The 19,320-nt window shown below is 55.1% G+C and carries 17 protein-coding genes and 4 pseudogenes; 12 read left to right on the top strand and 9 right to left on the bottom strand.

Annotated elements, in window-relative coordinates; all coding sequences use genetic code 11:
- Position 1: 1 nt before the first annotated feature.
- Together AT687_RS09840 and AT687_RS09835 are read right to left on the bottom strand one after the other, a co-directional pair.
- Positions 2-919 carry an N-acetylglutamate synthase, CG3035 family gene (locus AT687_RS09840; RefSeq protein WP_420795294.1) on the bottom strand — a complete coding sequence of 306 codons (918 nt, stop codon included), beginning with the start codon at positions 917-919 and terminating at the stop codon, positions 2-4.
- Positions 906-1,469, bottom strand: a complete 564-nt coding sequence (locus AT687_RS09835; RefSeq protein WP_003852985.1) for a peptide deformylase — start codon at positions 1,467-1,469, stop codon at positions 906-908. The genes AT687_RS09840 and AT687_RS09835 overlap by 14 nt, the downstream gene beginning before the upstream one ends.
- On the opposite strand from AT687_RS09835, the gene AT687_RS09830 reads away from it, so the two are divergent.
- From AT687_RS09830 to AT687_RS09820, 3 genes are read left to right on the top strand one after another with little or no spacing between them, the layout of a single operon-like run.
- Positions 1,468-1,671: a DUF3263 domain-containing protein gene (locus AT687_RS09830; protein WP_003852983.1), complete on the top strand. Its 204-nt coding sequence runs from the start codon at positions 1,468-1,470 to the stop codon at positions 1,669-1,671. The genes AT687_RS09835 and AT687_RS09830 overlap by 2 nt on opposite strands.
- Before the next feature lie 2 nt (positions 1,672-1,673).
- The gene (locus AT687_RS09825) at positions 1,674-2,222 is read left to right on the top strand and encodes a LytR C-terminal domain-containing protein (RefSeq protein WP_014319372.1); all 549 of its coding nucleotides are present in this window, start codon (positions 1,674-1,676) and stop codon (positions 2,220-2,222) included.
- Entirely contained in the window at positions 2,219-3,298 is a 1,080-nt protein-coding gene (locus AT687_RS09820; protein ID WP_014311565.1) for a glutamate--cysteine ligase, read from the top strand. The genes AT687_RS09825 and AT687_RS09820 overlap by 4 nt, the downstream gene beginning before the upstream one ends.
- Here AT687_RS09820 and AT687_RS09815 read toward each other — a convergent pair.
- The 3 genes from AT687_RS09815 to AT687_RS12675 all read right to left on the bottom strand — a co-directional run bounded on the left by AT687_RS09815 (position 3,241) and on the right by AT687_RS12675 (position 6,428).
- Entirely contained in the window at positions 3,241-4,401 is a 1,161-nt protein-coding gene (locus AT687_RS09815; RefSeq protein ID WP_014319371.1) for a glycosyltransferase family 87 protein, read from the bottom strand. The two genes, AT687_RS09820 and AT687_RS09815, sit on opposite strands and share 58 nt — an antisense overlap.
- A gap of 411 nt (positions 4,402-4,812) precedes the next feature.
- On the bottom strand, positions 4,813-6,186 hold the full coding sequence (locus AT687_RS09810) for a dipeptidase (RefSeq protein ID WP_014319369.1): 1,374 nt from the start codon (positions 6,184-6,186) through the stop codon (positions 4,813-4,815).
- 104 nt (positions 6,187-6,290) lie between these two features.
- Positions 6,291-6,428 (bottom strand): hypothetical protein, encoded by a 138-nt coding sequence (locus tag AT687_RS12675; protein WP_014319368.1) that lies wholly within the window; start codon positions 6,426-6,428, stop codon positions 6,291-6,293.
- Between AT687_RS12675 and AT687_RS13320 the strand changes: the two genes are divergently transcribed.
- Together AT687_RS13320 and AT687_RS09805 are read left to right on the top strand one after the other, a co-directional pair.
- A complete protein-coding gene (locus AT687_RS13320; RefSeq protein ID WP_265582564.1) occupies positions 6,422-6,550 on the top strand; it encodes a hypothetical protein in 129 nt (42 codons plus the stop codon). The genes AT687_RS12675 and AT687_RS13320 overlap by 7 nt on opposite strands.
- A 248-nt stretch (positions 6,551-6,798) precedes the next feature.
- Positions 6,799-8,148: an IS256-like element IS1132 family transposase gene (locus AT687_RS09805; RefSeq protein WP_014319011.1), complete on the top strand. Its 1,350-nt coding sequence runs from the start codon at positions 6,799-6,801 to the stop codon at positions 8,146-8,148.
- 484 nt (positions 8,149-8,632) lie between these two features.
- On the opposite strand, the pseudogene AT687_RS12105 reads toward AT687_RS09805, so the two are convergent.
- A pseudogene (locus AT687_RS12105) lies at positions 8,633-9,825 on the bottom strand (IS1249 family transposase).
- A gap of 187 nt (positions 9,826-10,012) precedes the next feature.
- Positions 10,013-10,141, bottom strand: a pseudogene (locus AT687_RS13550) (IS3 family transposase); the annotation flags it as partial.
- Positions 10,142-10,252: 111 nt separating this feature from the next.
- Between AT687_RS13550 and AT687_RS12670 the strand changes: the two are divergent.
- A pseudogene (locus AT687_RS12670) lies at positions 10,253-11,424 on the top strand (IS3 family transposase); the annotation flags it as partial.
- Between the two features lie 405 nt (positions 11,425-11,829).
- Here the strand turns inward: AT687_RS12670 and AT687_RS09785 are convergent.
- Positions 11,830-12,642 carry a hypothetical protein gene (locus AT687_RS09785; RefSeq protein WP_041740558.1) on the bottom strand — a complete coding sequence of 271 codons (813 nt, stop codon included), beginning with the start codon at positions 12,640-12,642 and terminating at the stop codon, positions 11,830-11,832.
- Positions 12,643-13,212: 570 nt separating this feature from the next.
- Here AT687_RS09785 and AT687_RS09780 point away from each other — a divergent pair.
- From AT687_RS09780 to ppk2, 6 genes and pseudogenes are all read left to right on the top strand, one after another.
- A pseudogene (locus AT687_RS09780) lies at positions 13,213-13,706 on the top strand (transposase); the annotation flags it as partial.
- A gap of 349 nt (positions 13,707-14,055) precedes the next feature.
- On the top strand, positions 14,056-15,696 hold the full coding sequence (groL, locus tag AT687_RS09775; RefSeq protein WP_014319359.1) for a chaperonin GroEL: 1,641 nt from the start codon (positions 14,056-14,058) through the stop codon (positions 15,694-15,696).
- Positions 15,697-16,310: 614 nt separating this feature from the next.
- On the top strand, positions 16,311-16,484 hold the full coding sequence (locus tag AT687_RS12665) for a hypothetical protein (protein WP_021335201.1): 174 nt from the start codon (positions 16,311-16,313) through the stop codon (positions 16,482-16,484).
- Positions 16,485-16,516: 32 nt separating this feature from the next.
- A complete protein-coding gene (locus AT687_RS13315; protein ID WP_014319358.1) occupies positions 16,517-16,648 on the top strand; it encodes a hypothetical protein in 132 nt (43 codons plus the stop codon).
- 107 nt (positions 16,649-16,755) lie between these two features.
- On the top strand, positions 16,756-17,592 hold the full coding sequence (locus AT687_RS09770) for an SGNH/GDSL hydrolase family protein (protein ID WP_014319357.1): 837 nt from the start codon (positions 16,756-16,758) through the stop codon (positions 17,590-17,592).
- Between the two features lie 365 nt (positions 17,593-17,957).
- Positions 17,958-18,854: a polyphosphate kinase 2 gene (gene ppk2, locus AT687_RS09765; protein WP_014319356.1), complete on the top strand. Its 897-nt coding sequence runs from the start codon at positions 17,958-17,960 to the stop codon at positions 18,852-18,854.
- A gap of 3 nt (positions 18,855-18,857) precedes the next feature.
- Here ppk2 and AT687_RS13170 read toward each other — a convergent pair whose 3' ends face one another.
- A complete protein-coding gene (locus AT687_RS13170; protein WP_014319355.1) occupies positions 18,858-19,319 on the bottom strand; it encodes a lipase family protein in 462 nt (153 codons plus the stop codon).
- Position 19,320 lies beyond the last annotated feature (1 nt).

Raw genomic sequence — 19,320 nt, 5'->3', positions numbered from 1 at the left:
GCTAGGATACCCGCACGTACTTGTGACGATGATGTTCCACAAACCCTAGCTTGTGGTACAGCCCGATTCCGGCGGCATTGCTCTCAATGACCTGCAGGTATGCGGTGTGTGCGCCGTGGGCTTTACCCCATGCGAGCATGGCTGCGCCGAGTTCGGTAGCAAGGCCTTGTCGACGATACTCCGGTGCGACTTCCACCGCGGAGTAACCGAGGTAGCCGTCGGTGATGGTGCCGCGGGTAATAGCCACGGTTTTCCCGTCGCGCTTAAGTCTGCCGAAGCACATGCGGCCGTCGATAGTTGTGCGCAACAGTTCAAGTGCGTGGCGGGGCAGGGCTTTGCCGCGGAAGTGGTAGAGCTCAAGCCAATCGTCGTCGGGTTGGTCGAGGAATTCCGCGTGGACGTCGTCAATTTCGCTGACGTTATCCAGGGGGTGCGTCATCACGATGATTTCGGGGCCGTCGTCTGGGATCGCGGGGGCGATTCTTTCCGGCACCAAGATCAGCGCTGGCAGGTTGTGCCGGCGGTAGAATTCCTTGATTTCCTCGTAGGGGACCGGCGTGAACAGGGCTTGTGGGCCCAAGGGGGCTGCCGAGTTGGAACGCTCGGTGACACCGTCGCCGGCACGCAGCAGCCACTGCCCACACCACGTGTGTTCGATGCCGGGGAAAGCTTTGGCGGTGGCTACTTCGATGGCGCGAATATCTGCGTTGCGCACAGTGCGCGGGCTGAGCCGCTTAATCATGAGCGGATTGTCAATGCGCACGGGCTCGGCGTTCGACGGCAAACCGCCGCGTGCGTGCGGGCGCACGATCAGCGGATCGACGCTTAAAACGTGCCCAATGGTGTCGAATTCCTCTTGGCGGACCACAATGCGGTCGCCGACCTGCACCGGACCGGTGCGGAATTTAGTGGAACGGATCAGGGTCCACCCCCGGCATCCAAGTCATACCCGCAGACCAACCGTTGCGTTTGATGGCTTTTTTAGCTTGGCGCTTCCACCGGCCGATCAAGGTGTCGGTGTAGAGGAAGCCGTCGAGGTGGCCCACTTCGTGCTGGAAGCAGCGGGCGAGGAAGCCGGTGCCCTCGTAAACCACGGGGGTGCCGTCGGCTTCGAGGCCGGTCACGCGTGCCCAGTCGGCACGGCCGGTGGGGAAGCCTTCGCCTGGGACGGAGAGGCAGCCTTCGTCGTCGCTGCCGTCGTCGGCAGGCATGGTTTCAGGGATTTCGGAGGTTTCCAGCACAGGATTGATCACGCAACCGCGGTGGAAGTGGCCCTCGTCGTCAGGGCAGTTGAACACGAAAAGGCGCAAGCCAACACCAACTTGGTTAGCGGCAAGACCTACACCACGAGCTGCTTCCATGGTTTCATACATGTCTGCAATGAGGTCTTGGACTTCTGCTGGGTCGCTCACGGGGGCAGTAGGGTTATGGAGGACGGGATCTCCACAAATAACGATCGGACGAATCATGCCTATACATTATCTTGACTTGCTCGCATTCGAAGAAAAAGCCCCGCGCAGCCTCGGTGCCAAAGAGGAAGCCATCCGTGAACTTGGGCTTACGCCGGTGCGTTATTATCAGATGCTCAACGTAGCTATCGACGACCCCACTGTGATCGCCGAGTACCCATTATTGACGGCACGACTCCGCCGACGCAGGGACACACGCTAGACTTGGACCTTGTGAAACAACTGCCGTTGCGTGGAATTGCCATGATCCTCATCGCCGTCGCCTTAATGCTCGGCGCGTGGGGAGTCTACTCAGTCACCTCTGATAACTCTTCTAGTGCACCAAAGACCAGCACTGCCGAGACATCCGAGCAAACCCCCGCGGAGAAGTCCGCACCGCAGGCACCAGCTGTATCTGATACTCCTGCCGCCTCCGACGCGCCGGGCGAATCCGCTGCGCCGGCCGAAAAGGCCCCAGCCGACAAACCTGCTGATAAACCTGCAGCTGATAAACCTGCTGCTGAGCGCCCTGTGCCGGTTCGCGTGCTCAATAACTCCACAGTGCAAGGCCTCGCTGCCCAAGTTGCTGATACCCTCCGCAGCCACGGCATAGATGTGGTCGAGGTTGGCAACCTTCCAGACGCGGTTGTTCCACAAACCACTGTGTTCTACCCAGCCGGCCACCAAGCACAGGCACAAAAAATCGCAGATCAGCTGCATGCGGTTATCGCACAGCATGACAATCCCGACATCGTAGTGGTTACAGTCCAATGATATTTCCGCCTTCGCCCCCAACCCTCGGCGTTGAATGGGAAGTAGCGCTTGCCGACCCGCACTCACGTGACCTTGTGCCCCGTGGCCACGAGGTCATTGAGAAAGCCACCACGCATTTGGAACGCGAGTTCCTTGCTAACACAGTGGAGCTGGTGACGTCGGTATGCACCACCGTCCCCGAAGCCATTGAGGAGCTGCGCGAGGGCATTGAGGAAGTCAAAGCCATTGCAGCCGACATGGGTTTGAAGGTGTGGGCTGCAGGCTCGCACCCCTTCTCGGACTTCCGCAAGCAGCCGGTGAATGAAAAAGGCCACTACAACGAGATTATCGAGCGCACTCAGTACTGGGGTAACCAGATGCTGATCTGGGGTATTCATGTCCATGTGGGTATTTCCAGCAAGGATCGCGTGTGGCCCATCATCAACGCCATGCTCACCTACTACCCGCACCTGTTGGCGTTGACTGCTTCCTCTCCAGGCTGGGACGGCATTGATACTGGCTATGCCTCCAACCGCACCATGCTGTACCAGCAGCTGCCCACAGCAGGCCTGCCCTACCAGTTCCAGAGCTGGGATGAGTGGGAGGCGTACATGGCGGATCAGAATAAGTCCGGCGTGATTAACCACACCGGTTCTATGCACTTTGATATTCGCCCCACCCGCTATGGCACCGTGGAGGTCCGTATTTGCGACTCCACCAACCTGCGCGAACTTTCCGCAGCCGTAGCACTGACACACTGCCTGATCGTAGACCTTGAGCGCAAACTCGACCGTGGCGAGGAGCTCCCTACGCTGCAGGATTGGCATGTTGCCGAGAACAAGTGGCGTGCTGCCCGCTATGGCATGGACGCGGAGATCATCATCTCCCGCGACACCGACGAGGCATGGGTTACCGACGAGCTGCGCGCACTAGTGGAACGCCTCAGTCCGCTTGCCCGTGAGCTCGGCTGCTACGACGAACTCCAAGGCGTGCTCACCATTTGCCAGACAGGTGCCAGCTACCAGCGGCAGCGCGCTATTTACAAAGAAACAGGTTCTTGGCTGCCGGTTGTCGACGCCGTCCTCGCCGAGATGTAACCCGCGATCGGGCTGATGATCGCATAGCCTGCGACGAACACCAAGCCCGATACGCAGAACCAGTCTTTGAACCAGTCATGGAAAAACAGCAGGTGCGGGGAGAACACTGCCACTGAGATCGCGGCTGCGGCCACCGCGCCGAGCTGAGCAAGCGCCCAGTGCGAAAAGTCCATGGCGATAAAGATGGCCACGACCGCCGGCACGACCCACACCCAGTGGTGATACCAGCTAAACGGCGACACCAAGCAGGCAGTAATGCCACCTAGAGCCAGCGACATGGCAGGGTTGTTGCGCGCCCGCCAGAATCCGAAGCCGGCCACGAGAAGGACGGCGATGATGGCGGGAATCCAGTACTGTTCTGCGTCGAGACGCACGAGCACCGCACGAAGCGACTGCGCACCAGGGTTGGTTTGGGTGCCCACGCGCGAGGAATCAAAAATCTTATTGGTCCAGAAATCCCACGTGTCTGGCACCCACACGCCCGTAGCGACCGTCGCCGCGAATGTGACCACCGCGCTTGCCGCTGACCACCAGCGTCGTTGAATGAGAAGCACCACGATAAAGATCGCGGGGGTGAGTTTGATACCCGCAGCAAGCCCGATTCCGATGCCGGTGCGCTTGTGTGGCAGGAAGTCCATGGCCACGAGGAACATGAGCAGCAGGTTGATCTGCCCGTAGAAAAAGCTATCGCGGATTTCGATGAGGGACATAAAGCCCGCGGCCATGGCGATTGCTGCGATGACCCCACCGGCGGTGAGCTGCTTGCGTGCAAAAATCATCAGGATGACCGCGAGCAGGGCCACAAAGTTCGCGCTCTGCCACACGACGGTCAGCATGTTGTCATCCATGCGGGACAAGAACTTAAAGATCAAGCCGGCAAACGGGGTGTAGGTAAAGCCGAGGTCGTGGTAAAACACGCGGTCGTAGAGGTGGCCGCCGCGGTCGAGCACCAGGCCGGCCTTCTTGTAGATGGCTAGGTCGAGGGGTGGGAACCATTCGCTAAAGCGCCGGTTGGAGCCCAGCGATGACTGTTGCACCAAAAACCACGCAAACAACGCAGTGAACATGGCGGTGATTGAGGGTGCACTTTTCATACCGACCATTAAAACAGGATTTTTGCACGGATGGAGAAACGCGGCGCAGGGTTAGTGGCCGCGGTGAGCAATTTTTGCACCTTAACGACGTCTCTCGGAGGGGCGTCCTGCGGAAATGCAGGCTTAGGGTACAAAAATTGCTCACGACGGGGTGTGCGGTGGCCGTGGCGCGGGGTTGGTGCGTGCGGCGCAGGGGTTAGTGGCACACGGCGCAGGGGTTAGTGGCACACGGCGCAGGGTTGGTGGCACGCGGCGCGGGGTTAGTGGCTGTGGTGAGCAATTTTTGCACCTTAACGACGCTTCCCGGAGGGGCGTCCTGCGGAAATGCAGGCTTAGGGTACAAAAATTGCTCACGCCAGGGCGCCAGGCACCAAGGTACTAAGCACTAGGCACCAGGCACCAAAACACGAGCCCCGCGCGTTACTTGCCGTAGCTGAGCAGGAAGGCTGCTTCTGCGACGGCGATGTCGCGGATTTCGTTGGGGTCAACGGATTCGTTGGGGGAGTGGATGGTGGCTTGTGGGTCTTCTACGCCGAAGAGGGCGAGTTCTGCGCGTGGGACTACTTCGAGGAGTTCGGAGCAGAGTGGGATGGATCCGCCGGAGCCGATTTTGACGGTGTCGTCTTGGCCGTATGCGCCGGCGAGGCAGCTGTTGAATAGTTGCATGGCGGGGCCGTCGAGTTTGGCGGAGAAGGGTTGGTTGGCGTCGTCGTAGGTGACGTCGATGTGTGCGCCCCATGGGACGTGGTTTTTGAGGTGTTTGACGAGTGCGTCTGCTACTTGGTTGGCGTCCATTTTTGGTGGAACACGCAGGTTGAGGCGTGCGGATGCTATTGGTGGGACGGCGTTGATGGCGTGGTCGACTGGGGTGGAGGTGAAGCCGATGATGGAGATTGCTGGGCGTGCCCAGACCATGTCGGCTGGGTTGTCGTTTTCGGTGCCCATGATGGTGGTGCCTTCGAGCATGGTTGCGTCTTTTTTGAAGGCTTCGCGGTTGTAGGTGCCGCCTTCCCAGTGGGCGGTGCAGTCGATGCCGTCGATGGTGGTGCGGCCGTGTTCGTCTTTGAGGGTGTCGAGGAGTCGGATGAGTGCTGCGGTTGCGTCTGGTGCTGCGCCGCCGAATGCGCCGGAGTGTACGCCGGATTCGAGGGTGCGGAGGGTGACGGTGATGCGTGCGCCGCCGCGGAGGGTGGTGGTCATTGTGGGGGTGCCGACGGCTTGGTTGCCGGAGTCGGCGATGAGGATGACGTCGGTGTCGAAGAGTTCTGGGTGTTTTTTGATGAGGTCGGAGAGTTCTGCGCCGCCTTGTTCTTCGGAGCCTTCGACGAGGAATTTGATGCCGAGTTTGGTGCCGCCGGCTTCTTTGACTGCGCGGAGTGCGGCGAGGTGCATGGCGATGTTGCCTTTGCAGTCGGCTGCGCCGCGGGCGTACCAGCGTCCGTTGCGTTCGGTGAGGGTGAAGGGGTCGCTTTCCCAGGCGGTTGGGTCGCCGGCGGGGACTACGTCGTAGTGGCAGTAGAGGAGGACGGTGGGTGCGCCGTCTTCTGGTTCTTTGGTGCCGATGACTGTGGTTGCGCCGCCGTCATAGGGGTATTCGGTGACGTTGAGGTCGGCTTCTTTCAGTGCGTTGACGATCCAGGCGCAGGCTGCGGCGTGGTCTTCGGCGCATTCTGGGGTGGAGTGCACTGAGTTGTAGGAGGTAATTTCGCTGAGGTCTTTGAAGATGCGCTCGCGTTGTTTTTCTACGAGGGGTCGGACGGTCTGGATAGTTGTTTTTGTCATGTTATCCAGCATACGTCGTGGCTTAGGTGTTGTAATTGTTGGGTGCTGTGAAGTTTCGCTTATCGACGTTCACCAGCGGGGTCGGCCAAACTACGCTGCTTGGCCGGTGCGGGGAATTAGAAGTGCGGCAGTCCGTTGTTTTTGAGGAAGGTGTTGGCGGTGGTGCCGATGCTCATGGGAGTGAGCGCACCTGTGACGATGGCTAAGATGCCTGCGATGAAGTCGCCGACGGAGGAGCCGCTTTCTTGTGGCACGACTGGTGCTTGAGCCTGTGGTGCAGGAGCTGGTGCTGGCTCAGGCTGTGGCTGTGGTGCTGGGCTTTTTCGCGTTCGAGGCGTGCTTCTTCTTCGGTTTCGTGCTTAGCTTGCTCTGCTAGCTTGTCGTACTCTTTTGGTGTGCGGCTTCGGCGGCATTAACGCGTGTTTCTTGATCTTTTTGTCTTGGTCTGCTTTTTCTTGGAGCAGCTTTTCGGCTTTAGCCTTGACGATTTCGTATTTTTTGGTCTCAACGGCTTTTGAGATCTTAGGACTCTTGGGGCAAGAAGCCCTAGGGGTCGATCTTGTCAAGCGAGGGTGTCAGGTGTTTTGTGTGTGAGGCTCTGATCCAGAAGGAGTTTCACTGATAATGACTACCGTGTCACCGAGGAAAGGTCATGACCCGAACAGGGTCAACGAGATCAGCGCTAAGCTGATGGAAAATCCGGAAATCGCCGAACTGATCGGCGAGTTGTCGACTTCCACCGATGATGCCAGCGACCTGGTCAAAGGTCTTTTGCAGGCATCGATCAACGCTGGTCTGCAGGCTGAAATGGACGCGCATCTAGGATACGCGCACTCTGATCGTACGGCGAAAGCCCAGCTGGGCACCCCGGATGGTGGCAATCACCGCAACGGGTCGTACACCAAAACCGTCAACTCTGGCTACGGCACCTTTGATGTGACTATGCCCCGGGATCGAGCTGGCACGTTTACGCCGCGGATGCTGCCTAAAGGCACCCGCCGTCTGACGGAGCTTGATGACATGATCATCTCCCTGTACGCCGGTGGGATGACCGTGCGCGATATTCAGCACCACCTCGCCACCACCCTCGGGGTGGATATGAGCCCAGATACGATCAGCACCATTACCGACGCGGTGTTAGAAGAGGTCATGATCTGGCAAAACCGCCAGCTCGACGAGTTCTACCCAGTGATCTTCCTCGACGCGCTGCGAGTGAAGATCCGCGATGGCCACCGCGTGGTCAACAAGTCTTGCTACATGGCGGTAGGCGTCGACATGGACGGCATCAAGCACATCCTGGGATTGTGGATCGCAGACAATGAAGGCGCCAGTTTTTGGGCATCCGTGTGCGCTGACCTTGCCAACCGTGGGGTCCAAGACGTGTTCATCGTCTGCTGCGACGGGCTCAAAGGCCTGCCGGAAGCCGTGGAGGCAACCTGGCCGAATTCCATGGTGCAGACCTGTATCGTGCACCTGATCCGGGCGGCCAACAGGTGGGTGTCCTACCAAGACCGCAAACCCGTATCAAGTGCGCTACGGGAGGTCTACACCGCACCGACCGAGGACACCGCCCGCGCCGCCCTGGACGCATTCGAGGCCAGTGAACTGGGCCGTAAATACCCGCAATCGGTCAAAGTCTGGCGCGACGCCTGGGACCGGTTTGTGCCATTTTTGCAGTTCCCGCCTGCGGCACGGCGGGTACTCTACACCACGAATTCGATCGAATCGCTGAATGCTGAGCTGCGGAAAGCCACCCGCAACCGCGGCCAGTTCCCGAACGATACCGCGGCGCTGAAAACGCTGTGGCTGATGATCTGCAACATCGAGGACAAGCGCGCTGCCCAGCGAGCGAAGAAAGCGAAGCGCGCCATCGAATGCAACGGCTATATTGAAGGAGCGAAAGCCACCGGGTGGAAACAAGCCATCAACCAACTAGCCGTGGCTTACCCCGACCGATTCGCGGACTACTTGTAAACCAAGCCCCCGCACACAAACAATCGGACACTCTCTGTCAAGCTCTTTGATGAGCGCCTCAGCTTCTGCTGGGTTTGCGGCATTGACAGCTGCGGCAGCATCGTTCAAGACCCCTACGGGGGGGGTAAACGGCGGCCATACCCCCACACCCATTCCTTGCCCCTTCCGAGAGGATCAGCACCCATGGACGGGTAGTCGATATAAATTTAAGTTAGGGTAAGAAATAGTTTGACACGATCCCCGAGCCATGCTTATGGTGAAATAAATTCAAACAATCCGGTTTGAACGCGTCACCAAAAAGAAAGGTTTAATTATGTCTTCTTTGTCAGGCCTCGGTTTAGACCTCCTGTCCCTCGTTGGGGACCTCTTCGACTCGCTCTTCATGTTCTTCGAGAAGCTTCTCGGTGGTAATACGATCCCTTACTAAATAGAACAACGTATGCTCCCCACTCCATTGGAATGGGGAGCTTTTCTCGTTTTCCCGTTAAACGATTTTTGGCTTAAGGGACAAAAGGGGATTCCACTCGGAATCGATTCCCGTGTCATAGGCGGCTGGTCGACCATCAGCATGGCCGCGGCGCTTGATTTCTTCCTTGGCCTAGGCCGCCCGTTCCTTCTGTTCGCCTTTGCGTCCGAAATCTTGCTCAAGAGCCAGCTGTAGTGGCGACACTGGGTTCTCCGTGCGGACATAGAGCCACCAATCCATGATGGTGCGTTGATGCTCATCGAAGGTTCCACGATGGGCTCTAGCAAGGTCTTTGAGCTGCTTGTTGATTCCGCCTTCAAGCAGGTTCGTTGTGGATTTCACGTCGCAGGTCACGCCTTCAGGAGGATTCAGGTAGGTAAATAGCGTTCCGTCGTTGATAAGTTCATGGAGCCTGTTGAAGCTTCGCCTAGCGCCACGGTGCGTGAACCAGAATTTTTGACTCGGCGTGACGCACCGCGGTATATCCACGGCTTTTACCTGGCTGCGGTATGTTTTCTCTTTTAGCCAAGGGCCGAATGTCACGCTGGCCTTGTGAACTCTAGTGATAAACTCGCGTGCTTCATCTTGAGTTTCGATATGTGTGAGCTGATACGCGAACGTGCGCAGTGCTTTATGCGCTAGATAGCGGGGATGACGTGAGATGTCGGTGAGGATATTGCGCTGAACATGAACGAGACATCGCTGGATTTTAGTATCTGGCCAGTGCTTTTTAATGACTGCGCGGGCACCGCCAGAGCCTTCGATCGTGACGATCAGTGGTGGTGCGAGCCTGTCCAGGAGTCTGGCGTAGTTGTATTTTGATTCCCCGGTGCACCACAGCCAGGCCACGGGGTGTTCGGCGGTGCACGCAACAAGCAGGCATTTCTTGTGAAAGTAGGTGCCGTCGATAAACAACTGGTCGTAGACGCGGAACTTGTCGGTATGTGAGGCACCACGATAAACCAGAAGAAGGTAAACCACCGGGTCAGTGTGCGTCGGGTGACGTGAAGGCGGTGTGCTATGCGTTGGGCTGGTTCGCCGGTAAGGACCCAGTCTAAAAAGACTTTGAAGTGCTAGATATTGGCGGTGTTGGCCCTGGTGCCGGTTTGAGAAGCGTTGCAGTTGGGGCAACGCCAGCGTGGGGTTCCTGCTGTTGTTGTACCGTTTTTGTGCATGTTGGTTCCGCAGATCGGGCATGTTGGGCAATTCATACGACCTGTCATAAGAATTGCCGTAGCAGGTTCAAATATCACAGGTTGGCAATGACCGGCGTATTTGAGGGCTCAACCTCAGGTTGGAACTGATTTTCATTCAATATCCGCACCTTGCCCCAAGTCAAGGAATGAATCGACACATCAAATCCCACACAAAAGGGGATGCGGACATTTTTAGGAATGTTCAAAGTAGCAGTTCACGCCTGCGTTGATTGATGCTTAATCCATCGAACTCAAGCTTGATTCTATCTTCGTTATAGAAGTCAACATATTCATGAATTGCTCGCTCTAGTTCATCACAATGGGGCCACGTACGCTCATAGACATGGACCTGACCCCTGTTTGGTAGACATCTAGATTCTCGGCCGTTCGGGCTGGGAGGAAAGGTATTCTACCTACTATGTCTAAGTTCTATTCTGAGTAATTCAAGCGTGACGCCGTTGCTCTTTATGAAAACAATGAGAACTTGTCTCTGGCTGCTGCCGCCGCCGAACCGGAAGTCAACCGTGCTTCATTACATCAGTGGGAGAAAGAACTCGGCACTGGTAAGAGGACTCGTATGATCGAGGCTAAAGCCCAAGCAGAAGCAGCCTCCGACGCAGAACGTATACGTTTATTGGAAAAAGAAAACGCAAAGCTGCGCGAACAACGAGATAATTGTGCGTAAGGCTGTGAAATATTTTGCCGAAGAGACAAGCTGGTGATCCGCTTCTAGTTTGTCGAGGACTACAAGACCGGGTACTCGGTCAAGCGGATGTGCACCGTTTTAAAGCTCACACGTTCATCGTTTTATACATGGAAAGCCGCACAAGCCCGCCGTGCATCACGTATCTGCGCAGACGGTGTACTTGGAGTCCGTATTGCCGTAGTCTTTGCTGAAGAAGACGGACTGTATGGTGCACAGCGCATCACTGCGTGATTCAACGACGATGAGTGCTTTGCGTGGGTCAATCATAAAAAGGTTGCCGGGATCATGAAAAACATGAAACTACGTGGATTTAGCAAACGCTGCTGGTGTGTGATTACCTAGCGCAGCGCATCAATTCCGGTGTTTGAGGATCTAGTGAAACGACGGTTTCGTGCGCAAGCACTAAACCAGGTGTATGTCGGTGATATTTACCTATTTGTCCTGTAGGAACGGCTCTAATATGTATCTGGCCACGGTTATTGATCTGTATTTGCGCCAATTTGCCGGTTTTGTGATCGCAGACCATGTGTGAAGTAGCCTTGTGATTGAGGCTTTAGACCATGTCAGTACAGCCCGTGGTGGGCTTGATGGTGCCATCTTTCGTTCAGATCATGGCAGCGTGTGTACATCAGCAGCGTTTAGCATACGATGCTAGGAATTTGGTGTAATCGAGTTCATGGGTGTTATCGGTACTAGTGCAGATAATGCGTTGGCAGGGTCATTTAATTCCACGGTGAAAACAGAAGTCTTGCGTAATAGGAAAGTTTTCGCTAATTCGCTGCTATGCTGGCGGGAGGTATTTTCGGTGGTGTATCAGATATAACACACAGCGCCGGCACTTTTGGTGTGGACAGATATCGCCTGATGTTTTTGAATCCCAATTTATTGCACTGACCAAGGCGGCATAATTGCCACTTACCCTGTCTACTTTTCAGAGGTCACGCCCACATCCCGCCCAACATCGACGAAGAAACCACGAACCTCATCACCACAATCCTTGAGGCTTAAGCCGAAACTCGCGGACTAAACCAAATTGTGAAAGTCAGGTAAAAGTCATCAGTCTTTCTATGGCGGGTGTTACTTGCCGGCGCAGCGCCGTACGGCGCGCCCTTATAACAAGAAATATCGCCAAATTGTCTCACTGTGTTAGGCTTCTACCGAATTTCGACATGCATTTATGTCCCATGTACTGGGAAAACACGCCTTATCGCCACGAGCATGCCCTACGCTCACCAGGAAAGCACGAATCCCCGCGCACAATCTTTTTTGAGACCGCGGCGGGGATGACCACTGAGCCTAGAGTGGGAACCTGCTTACGGCAGGAGAGCCGGGAGCATCGACTTAATGACCGGCAGAGCGGCGACCAAGATGCCGAGAACCGCGACGATGACGCCGATTACTGCTCCGTTGATCGAAGGCAGAGCGCGTTTGCCACCGGGCTGATCCGAGCCATCGGGATGTTTCGAGCCACCGGGCCGCTCCGGGCCCTCGGGGTTATTCGGGCGCCCGGGCTTACTCGAGTCATCGGGCCGCTTCGGGCCACCGGGCTGATCCGAGTCATCGGGCCGCTTCGGGCCACCGGGCTGATCCGAGTCATCGGGCCGCTTCGGGCCACCGGGCCGCTCCGGGCCCTCGGGGTTATTCGGGCGCCCGGGCTTACTCGAGTCATCGGGCCGCTTCGGGCCACCGGGCTGATCCGAGCCATCGGGGTTATTCGGGCGCCCGGACTGATTCGAGTTGTAGTTCTGACCGTTGATGCACGCATTCAGCGCATCCTTGAAGTTTTGGTAGGCGGTGAGCTTCTTCGTATTCTCCTCCAGCCTTCTCCTCAAATTCTCCTTCTCCACCGAGTCGGGTCTGAGGTTAGCCAGTTTCTGTTGATCATTCTTTATTTGCATGCGAAGGGCAAGCAGCTGGGGTTCTGCGATGGTATCTCTATAATTAGCAGCTTTGTCCTTGTTGAGCATTCTCGCCTGAGTCAAGTTTGTCAATTTAGTTTCTTCAGGAGTGGGTGTAATGGTGCACATATCACCATTAACCGTGGCAGTCATGGCATTTGCCGGCGCAACAACCGCACCAGAGGCGACGGCGACGGCAGCGAGGGACGCGAGTGAACGCTTGAACATAGGAATCTCCATGGAAGAGTAAAAGGATGAGGCTGTCGCGAGACAACAGTGTTGTCCAAATTTTATCGATAGTTGCCGGCCGCTGTCAAAACGCGAAACGGTGAAAGATAACGCAATTTTTATATCTGGTACCCCCAGGAGCAAACATCTCGCTCGCGGACCATGACTTTTCGCCCGTAGGTGGCTTTATGCCGGGGGTTTCAAGCAACTCGGGACATAAAAAGACCGAGCCGCAGCCAGGATGGCTGGGCTCGGCGTGAGCACCCGACTTTCACAACAAATCCGGTGTTTTCTGAGCCCTAACGCTGTGGTCTGGGGTTGTGTTGTGTTGGAAGGGGTGTTTTCGCGAACTAAGACCGTGGTAGATTTTTTCTGTGGCCTACATCAAATACGTGCGGACCGCCTCAGGTGTAAGTGTTCAGGTCGTGCGTTATAAGGCTGGCAGGATCGAAGTCCTCAAACACTTCGGTACCGCCCACAATGACTTGTCGTTGGTCTCTTTGGTGGAGGGTGTCTGATGGTTTGTGAGTGGGATTTTATTCCGCATAAGGAGATAAGCCAGAATGACTACTGTGGCAAGACGAGACTCAGCTGATAAGGCCAAGATTGACGCGACCTGAGGAAAAGCTGCTTGCTAACACTGAAATCGCGAAGCTGATTGACGAACTAGGTACATCGACGACGGATGCTCAGCTCGGCTATCAATCCGGTGATCGGGAAGCTAAAGCGGCTGCTGGGATCGACAATTATCGCAACGGCACCTACCTAAAGACTGTTGATTCCAACGACGGCCCGGTTACCGCAGGCGTCCCCCAGGATAGAGCTGGGACGTATATTCCCACCATGGTCCCGAAAGGCTCGAAGTGTTTAACGGATGTCGATGACATGATCGTGAGTTTGTATGCCGGTGGGATGACCATCCGCGATATTTAACACCATATATATGGCCACTGCCATGCGGGTGGACATCTCTGTAGTGACAGATGCAGTGCTTGATGAAGTACTGGTGTGGTAAAAACCGTCAGTTAGACGAGTTCTACCCCGTGATCTTCCTTGACACGCTCGCGTTTATATAACTGAACCCTTATGAAGTTAGGCATTTTTCTTATAAACATGCGCGCGCTATGTAAAATTCTGCTACGTAAGTTTTTCTATTCCTTATATATATGTTTCTTACGCTGACAGCGATAAATCTTGCACTCGTACCCGTAGACTGCTAAAACGGACTTAGCACTCGATCTAACCGAGTGCTAAACAAATGAACACATGAGAGACAGATCAGTGGGTGAGGTTGGATTACACTCGCCACCGTGCCGTCGCGGGCGCCTGCTGGGTTGTTTAAGGCGTGAGTGTCGTCCTGCGAAAGTTCTCAAGAGTTTTACGCCTCTATATATATAAGGAGCACAAAGTTTCATGGCAAAGATCATTGCCTTTGATGAGGAAGCACGTCGTGGCCTTGAAAAGGGTTTGAACACTCTGGCAGATGCCGTAAAGGTAACGTTGGGCCCTAAGGGTCGTAACGTTGTTTTGGAGAAGAGCTGGGGCGCTCCTACCATTACTAACGACGGTGTCTCGATTGCTCGCGAGATTGAGCTCGAGGATCCGTATGAGAAGATCGGCGCTGAGCTGGTTAAGGAAGTCGCTAAGAAGACTGACGACGTAGCTGGCGACGGCACCACTACTGCGACCGTTTTGGCACAGGCACTTGTTCGCGAGGGCCTGCGTAACGTTGCTGCTGGTTCTAACCCAATGGGCATTAAGCGCGGTATTGAGCTGGCTACCGCTAAGGTTACTGAAGCACTGCTGGCTTCTGCTAAAGAGGTTGAGACTGAGGAGCAGATCGCTGCTACTGCTGGTATTTCTGCTGCCGATCCAGCTATTGGTGAGCAGATCGCTAAGGCGATGTACGCAGTCGGCGGTGGCAAGCTGAACAAAGAATCCGTGATTACGGTTGAAGAGTCCAACACCTTCGGTGTGGATCTCGAGGTTACTGAGGGTATGCGCTTTGATAAGGGCTACATCTCCGGTTACTTCGCAACCGACATGGAGCGCCTTGAGGCTGTTCTGGAAGACCCATACATTTTGTTGGTTTCCGGCAAGATCTCTAACATCAAGGAACTTCTCCCACTGTTGGAGAAGGTTATGCAGACCGGCAAGCCACTGCTCATCATCGCTGAAGACGTTGAGGGTGAGGCTTTGTCCACCTTGGTTGTGAACAAGATCCGCGGCACTTTCAAGTCTGTTGCTGTTAAGGCACCAGGTTTCGGTGATCGTCGTAAGGCTCAGCTGCAGGATATGGCTATCCTGACCGGCGGCCAGGTTATCTCTGAAGAGGTTGGTCTCTCCCTTGAGACTGCTGATCTGCCATTGCTGGGTCGCGCACGCAAGGTTGTTGTGACCAAGGATGACACCACCATCGTTGAAGGTGCTGGCGATTCCACTCAGATCGACGGTCGCGTGAACCAGATTCGCACCGAGATCGAGAACTCTGATTCCGAGTACGACCGCGAGAAGCTGCAGGAGCGCCTAGCTAAGTTGGCTGGCGGCGTTGCAGTTATCAAAGTCGGTGCTGCTACCGAGGTTGAGCTGACCGAACGCAAGCACCGTATTGAGGATGCTGTGCGTAACGCAAAGGCTGCTGTGGAAGAGGGCATCGTTGCCGGCGGTGGCGTAGCACTTCTCCAGGCCGCACACGTGTTGGCTAACGACCTTGACCTGACTGGCGACGAAGCCACCGGTGTCAAGATCGTCCGCGAGGCACTTTCTGCACCACTGAAGCAGATCGCTCTCAACGCGGGCCTTGAGGCTGGCGTTGTGGCAGACAAGGTTTCCCACCTGCCAGCAGGCGAGGGCCTAAACGCTGCTACCGGCGAGTACGTCGACCTGATGGCTGCGGGCATCAACGATCCAGTGAAGGTTACCCGCTCTGCTCTGCAGAACGCTGCCTCCATTGCAGCGCTGTTCCTGACCACTGAGGCTGTTGTGGCTGATAAGCCAGAGCCAGCAGCTCCAGCTATGCCAGGTGCTGACGAGATGGGCGGCATGGGCTTCTAAACAACCCATACCTCTATATATAAAGGAGTGGCACGCAATGCGTGCCACTCCTTTTTGTGCTTATCTGCGGGGGATAACCTATATCGGCCGTACTGGGCCTGTTTTATGAGTATGGGATAGGCAAAAGGGCCATGAGGATGTCGCCTTACGTCATCCTTAGCCAGTGTTAAAACCTGCAAAACGGGGTTTCTATGCATAGCGGAAAAGCTATTTTACCCCCGCAATAGGGTGAGTTAGAAGATCTGATAAATGTGATCTACGCAATTTTTTCGCAAACATCGGCTGCTGTTATCGGTGCGTTACACAGGGGGAAAAATAATATTTGGGGCAAATAATCAGTTTTATAAAGTGCCAGCTAGACATGTGTGGGGAAAGCTACACAAACTAACGGGGGGTAAAAGTGATGTAGTTACAGCGGTTTGGGGTAGCACCCTTCGATCGCAAATTTCTAATAAAAACTTTGTAAGAACGGTTTAAAAGCTATGCGGCGTGTGCTTTAATAGTTCGCAGGGCTTCCGCGAGGGAGTCGGCAGGACTTCCTCGCGCGAGGGGGTCTGTGAAATTTCCAAAACCGGTTCTGGTTAGCTACCAGACTCTCTTTATAGGAGAACACTATGGGTTCTATCACCACTCACCTTTCTAACTTCATTGACACTTGGGATGGCTGGGCTAAGGTAATCAGCGGTCTTGCTAAATTCGATCTTGGAGACATCTACAAGAGCCTGAAGCTCATCGTTCAAGCTTCTTCGGATGTAGTAACCTCTTCCCCTCTTATTCATGTCAAGTAATCTAGGTTAACTACTAGTTAAGGATTAAAAATATGTCTTCTTCCTTTGAAATCGCATTCACTGTCATTCAAGCCTTCTTTAAGAGCATCTATGCTGTCTTCAATGAAAACGGCATTCTCGAGCTTGCTAAGGGCCTGAAGACCCTGGCGGGCATATGGAAGTAATCACTTTGTGATTTCTTAACGCTCAAGGGCTCAGCTCCGGCTGAGCCCTTTGGTGTATCTTAAATAAGTCTTTTTAACTCTACCTTGCCTCGAATAGAGTTTCTCTCATGAAAAAGCTGTCCGGCGTATTCGCCGGTGTTATTGCTGCAGTAAGCATTATCTCCGCCCCAGCCGCATCGGCTGCAGAAGGCAATCTGGTTAATTTTGGCGACTCCATCGCTGCGGATTCCCCCACGTTCGCCTACATCGGTAATCGCATTGCGCGCACACTCCAGTATGGCTCGTCCATTCCTGGCAAAAACTGCATCCAAAGCCCCACCAACTATGGGCACCAAACCGCGCAGCGTCTCGGCCTCGCGATCGCAGATTACTCATGTCCAGGGGCGACGTCGGTAGCCAACGGCCCAAAGTTTTTCGACCAGGTAGATCAAGCGCTTGCCGACGGCACCCTCAACGCCGGTACCCGTCGAGTGCTGATCACCCAAGGCTTTAACGATGCCTACAATCTGAAGGGTTGGGACCAAGGCCATATTCGTGGTGCATACGTGGACGCCATGCGCCCCCAAATCGATCGTATTCGTGCCGCCGCACCGAACGCGCGCATTCAGATCGTCGGCTATCTGCCCATCGCGGATAACGGTCGAGCCTGCTTGTTCCACGTATTGCCGTCCGGCCCAGTCTTTGCCGAGTGGCGCAAGCTTCCGTTTGGGTCGGTTTCCTATTGGGAAGACACAGCACAGTGGATGAACGTTGACCTAGCCAATGCCACCGGAACCGAGTTTGTGGATCTGAAAGTCCGCGCCGCAAACCACGGCATGTGCGCGCCCGACCACGAGCGATGGTTCGCAGGGATCATCGACTTCACCGCAGGTGGTGGGAACATGCCGCTGCACGTGAATAGTGCCGGACATGCCGGAATCGCGGATATTCTAGCGAGAAGTTAAAAAGAATGGCTCCCTACCGAAAACAGTAGGGAGCCATTGTGTCACTCAGGAGCGCAACACCTAGCTGCAGATCAAGCCGGTGGCGTCGTCACTCACCGGAGCGAAAGTGGAAGAAATCTGCGCCAAGGTTGGTCAAAAAAGATAGACAAAGACTCAAGCATATTAGCTCATCTTCTATAGGCGAACGCTAGCCCCTTGCGGTGTACGGCCCAGAGTGTACATACGAATAACCAGCTATGCAGCCCCACCAAGCGACACAGCATGCCTAATATGTTCGAAAAAATGCATGCAGCGAACACGAAAAATGCCCAAAGTGACGCGCCAATCTGTAGTGATGCAGAAGATAAAAGGACTAAAGTAAGAGTATGGCTGACCACAAAGACGAGCTTCCTATCATCGACCTTGCGGCGACAGAGGGGTACATCGTTGACGACTCTGATGAAGATGACCCAGTGCTGTTAGCCCCCGATGGAACACCCATCGACACGTGGCGCGAAAGCTATCCCTACGAAGAGCGGATGACACGTGACGAGTATGAGAAGACCAAGCGTGCTCTCCAAATCGAGTTGCTCAAGTGGCAGAACTGGACCAAAGACACAGGTCAGCGACACATCATCCTGTTTGAAGGTCGCGACGCGGCCGGCAAAGGCGGCACCATCAAGCGCTTCAACGAACACCTGAACCCTCGCGGTGCCCGCACTGTGGCACTAGAGAAGCCGTCGCCACGCGAATCCACCTCGTGGTACTTCCAGCGCTACATCGAACACTTCCCATGCGCCGGCGAAATCGTATTCTTCGACCGCTCCTGGTACAACCGCTCCGGCGTGGAACGCGTCATGGGATTCTGCACCGAATCCCAACACGCCGAATTCCTCCGCGAAGTACCCATGCTCGAGAACATGATCCTGGGATCCGGTATCTCACTGACCAAATTCTGGTTCTCCGTCACGCAGAAAGAGCAACGCACCAGGTTTGCCATCCGACAAGTCGACCCCGTGCGACAGTGGAAACTATCGCCTATGGACCTCGCCTCACTCGACCGTTGGGATGACTATACCCGTGCGAAAGAAGAACAATTTCGCTATACCGACACCGACGAAGCACCGTGGATCACCATCCGTTCGAACGACAAAAAACGCGCACGTATTAACGCCATGCGCTATATTCTGAGCAAATTTGAGTACGCCAACAAAGACCATGAGGCCGTTGGCGAACCTGATCCGTTGATTGTTACGCGTGGCAGGGACCGCATTGGAGACTAAGCCTTACCGGTAATAGCTAGTTATTCTGCCCACTGCACGGCGGGCTCGAAGGAAGTAAGCAATGGGCGGACATGAGCAACCATATCGCGAGCTTGCTGCACATAGGGACATCAGGCGCAACATTTCCGAGGCGTTGTTCTTTATTCGCGAATCTGGGATAGGCATAGTCAGGAAAGAATCAAAAATGCAATGCTTGCTACTATCTGCTATCCATTGGTTACCGCGCTCATTGAGCAATTCTTCTACGTGAGCCCTGGTCTCTGGATGCGTCTCGTACATACCGGCAATTGCATAACCTAAGGCTCCTAACAAAGGTGAACCTTCTAAAACGCGGGCGGTAGAAAGCAAATCTGTGGGAACTCCACCGGCAAAACCTCCGCGAATATTTACATCTGGCGCATAAGTAGCATGCATCTCAGCTGCTGCGGCAGCCCCGCCACCTTGTGAATATCCCCATAAAATCAAT

It is taken from the genome of Corynebacterium diphtheriae, assembly GCF_001457455.1.
GTDB classification, from domain to species: Bacteria; Actinomycetota; Actinomycetes; order Mycobacteriales; family Mycobacteriaceae; genus Corynebacterium; species Corynebacterium diphtheriae.
The sequence above is the reverse complement of the archived record's forward strand: the minus strand, read 5'-3'. Positions and strand labels throughout refer to the sequence as shown.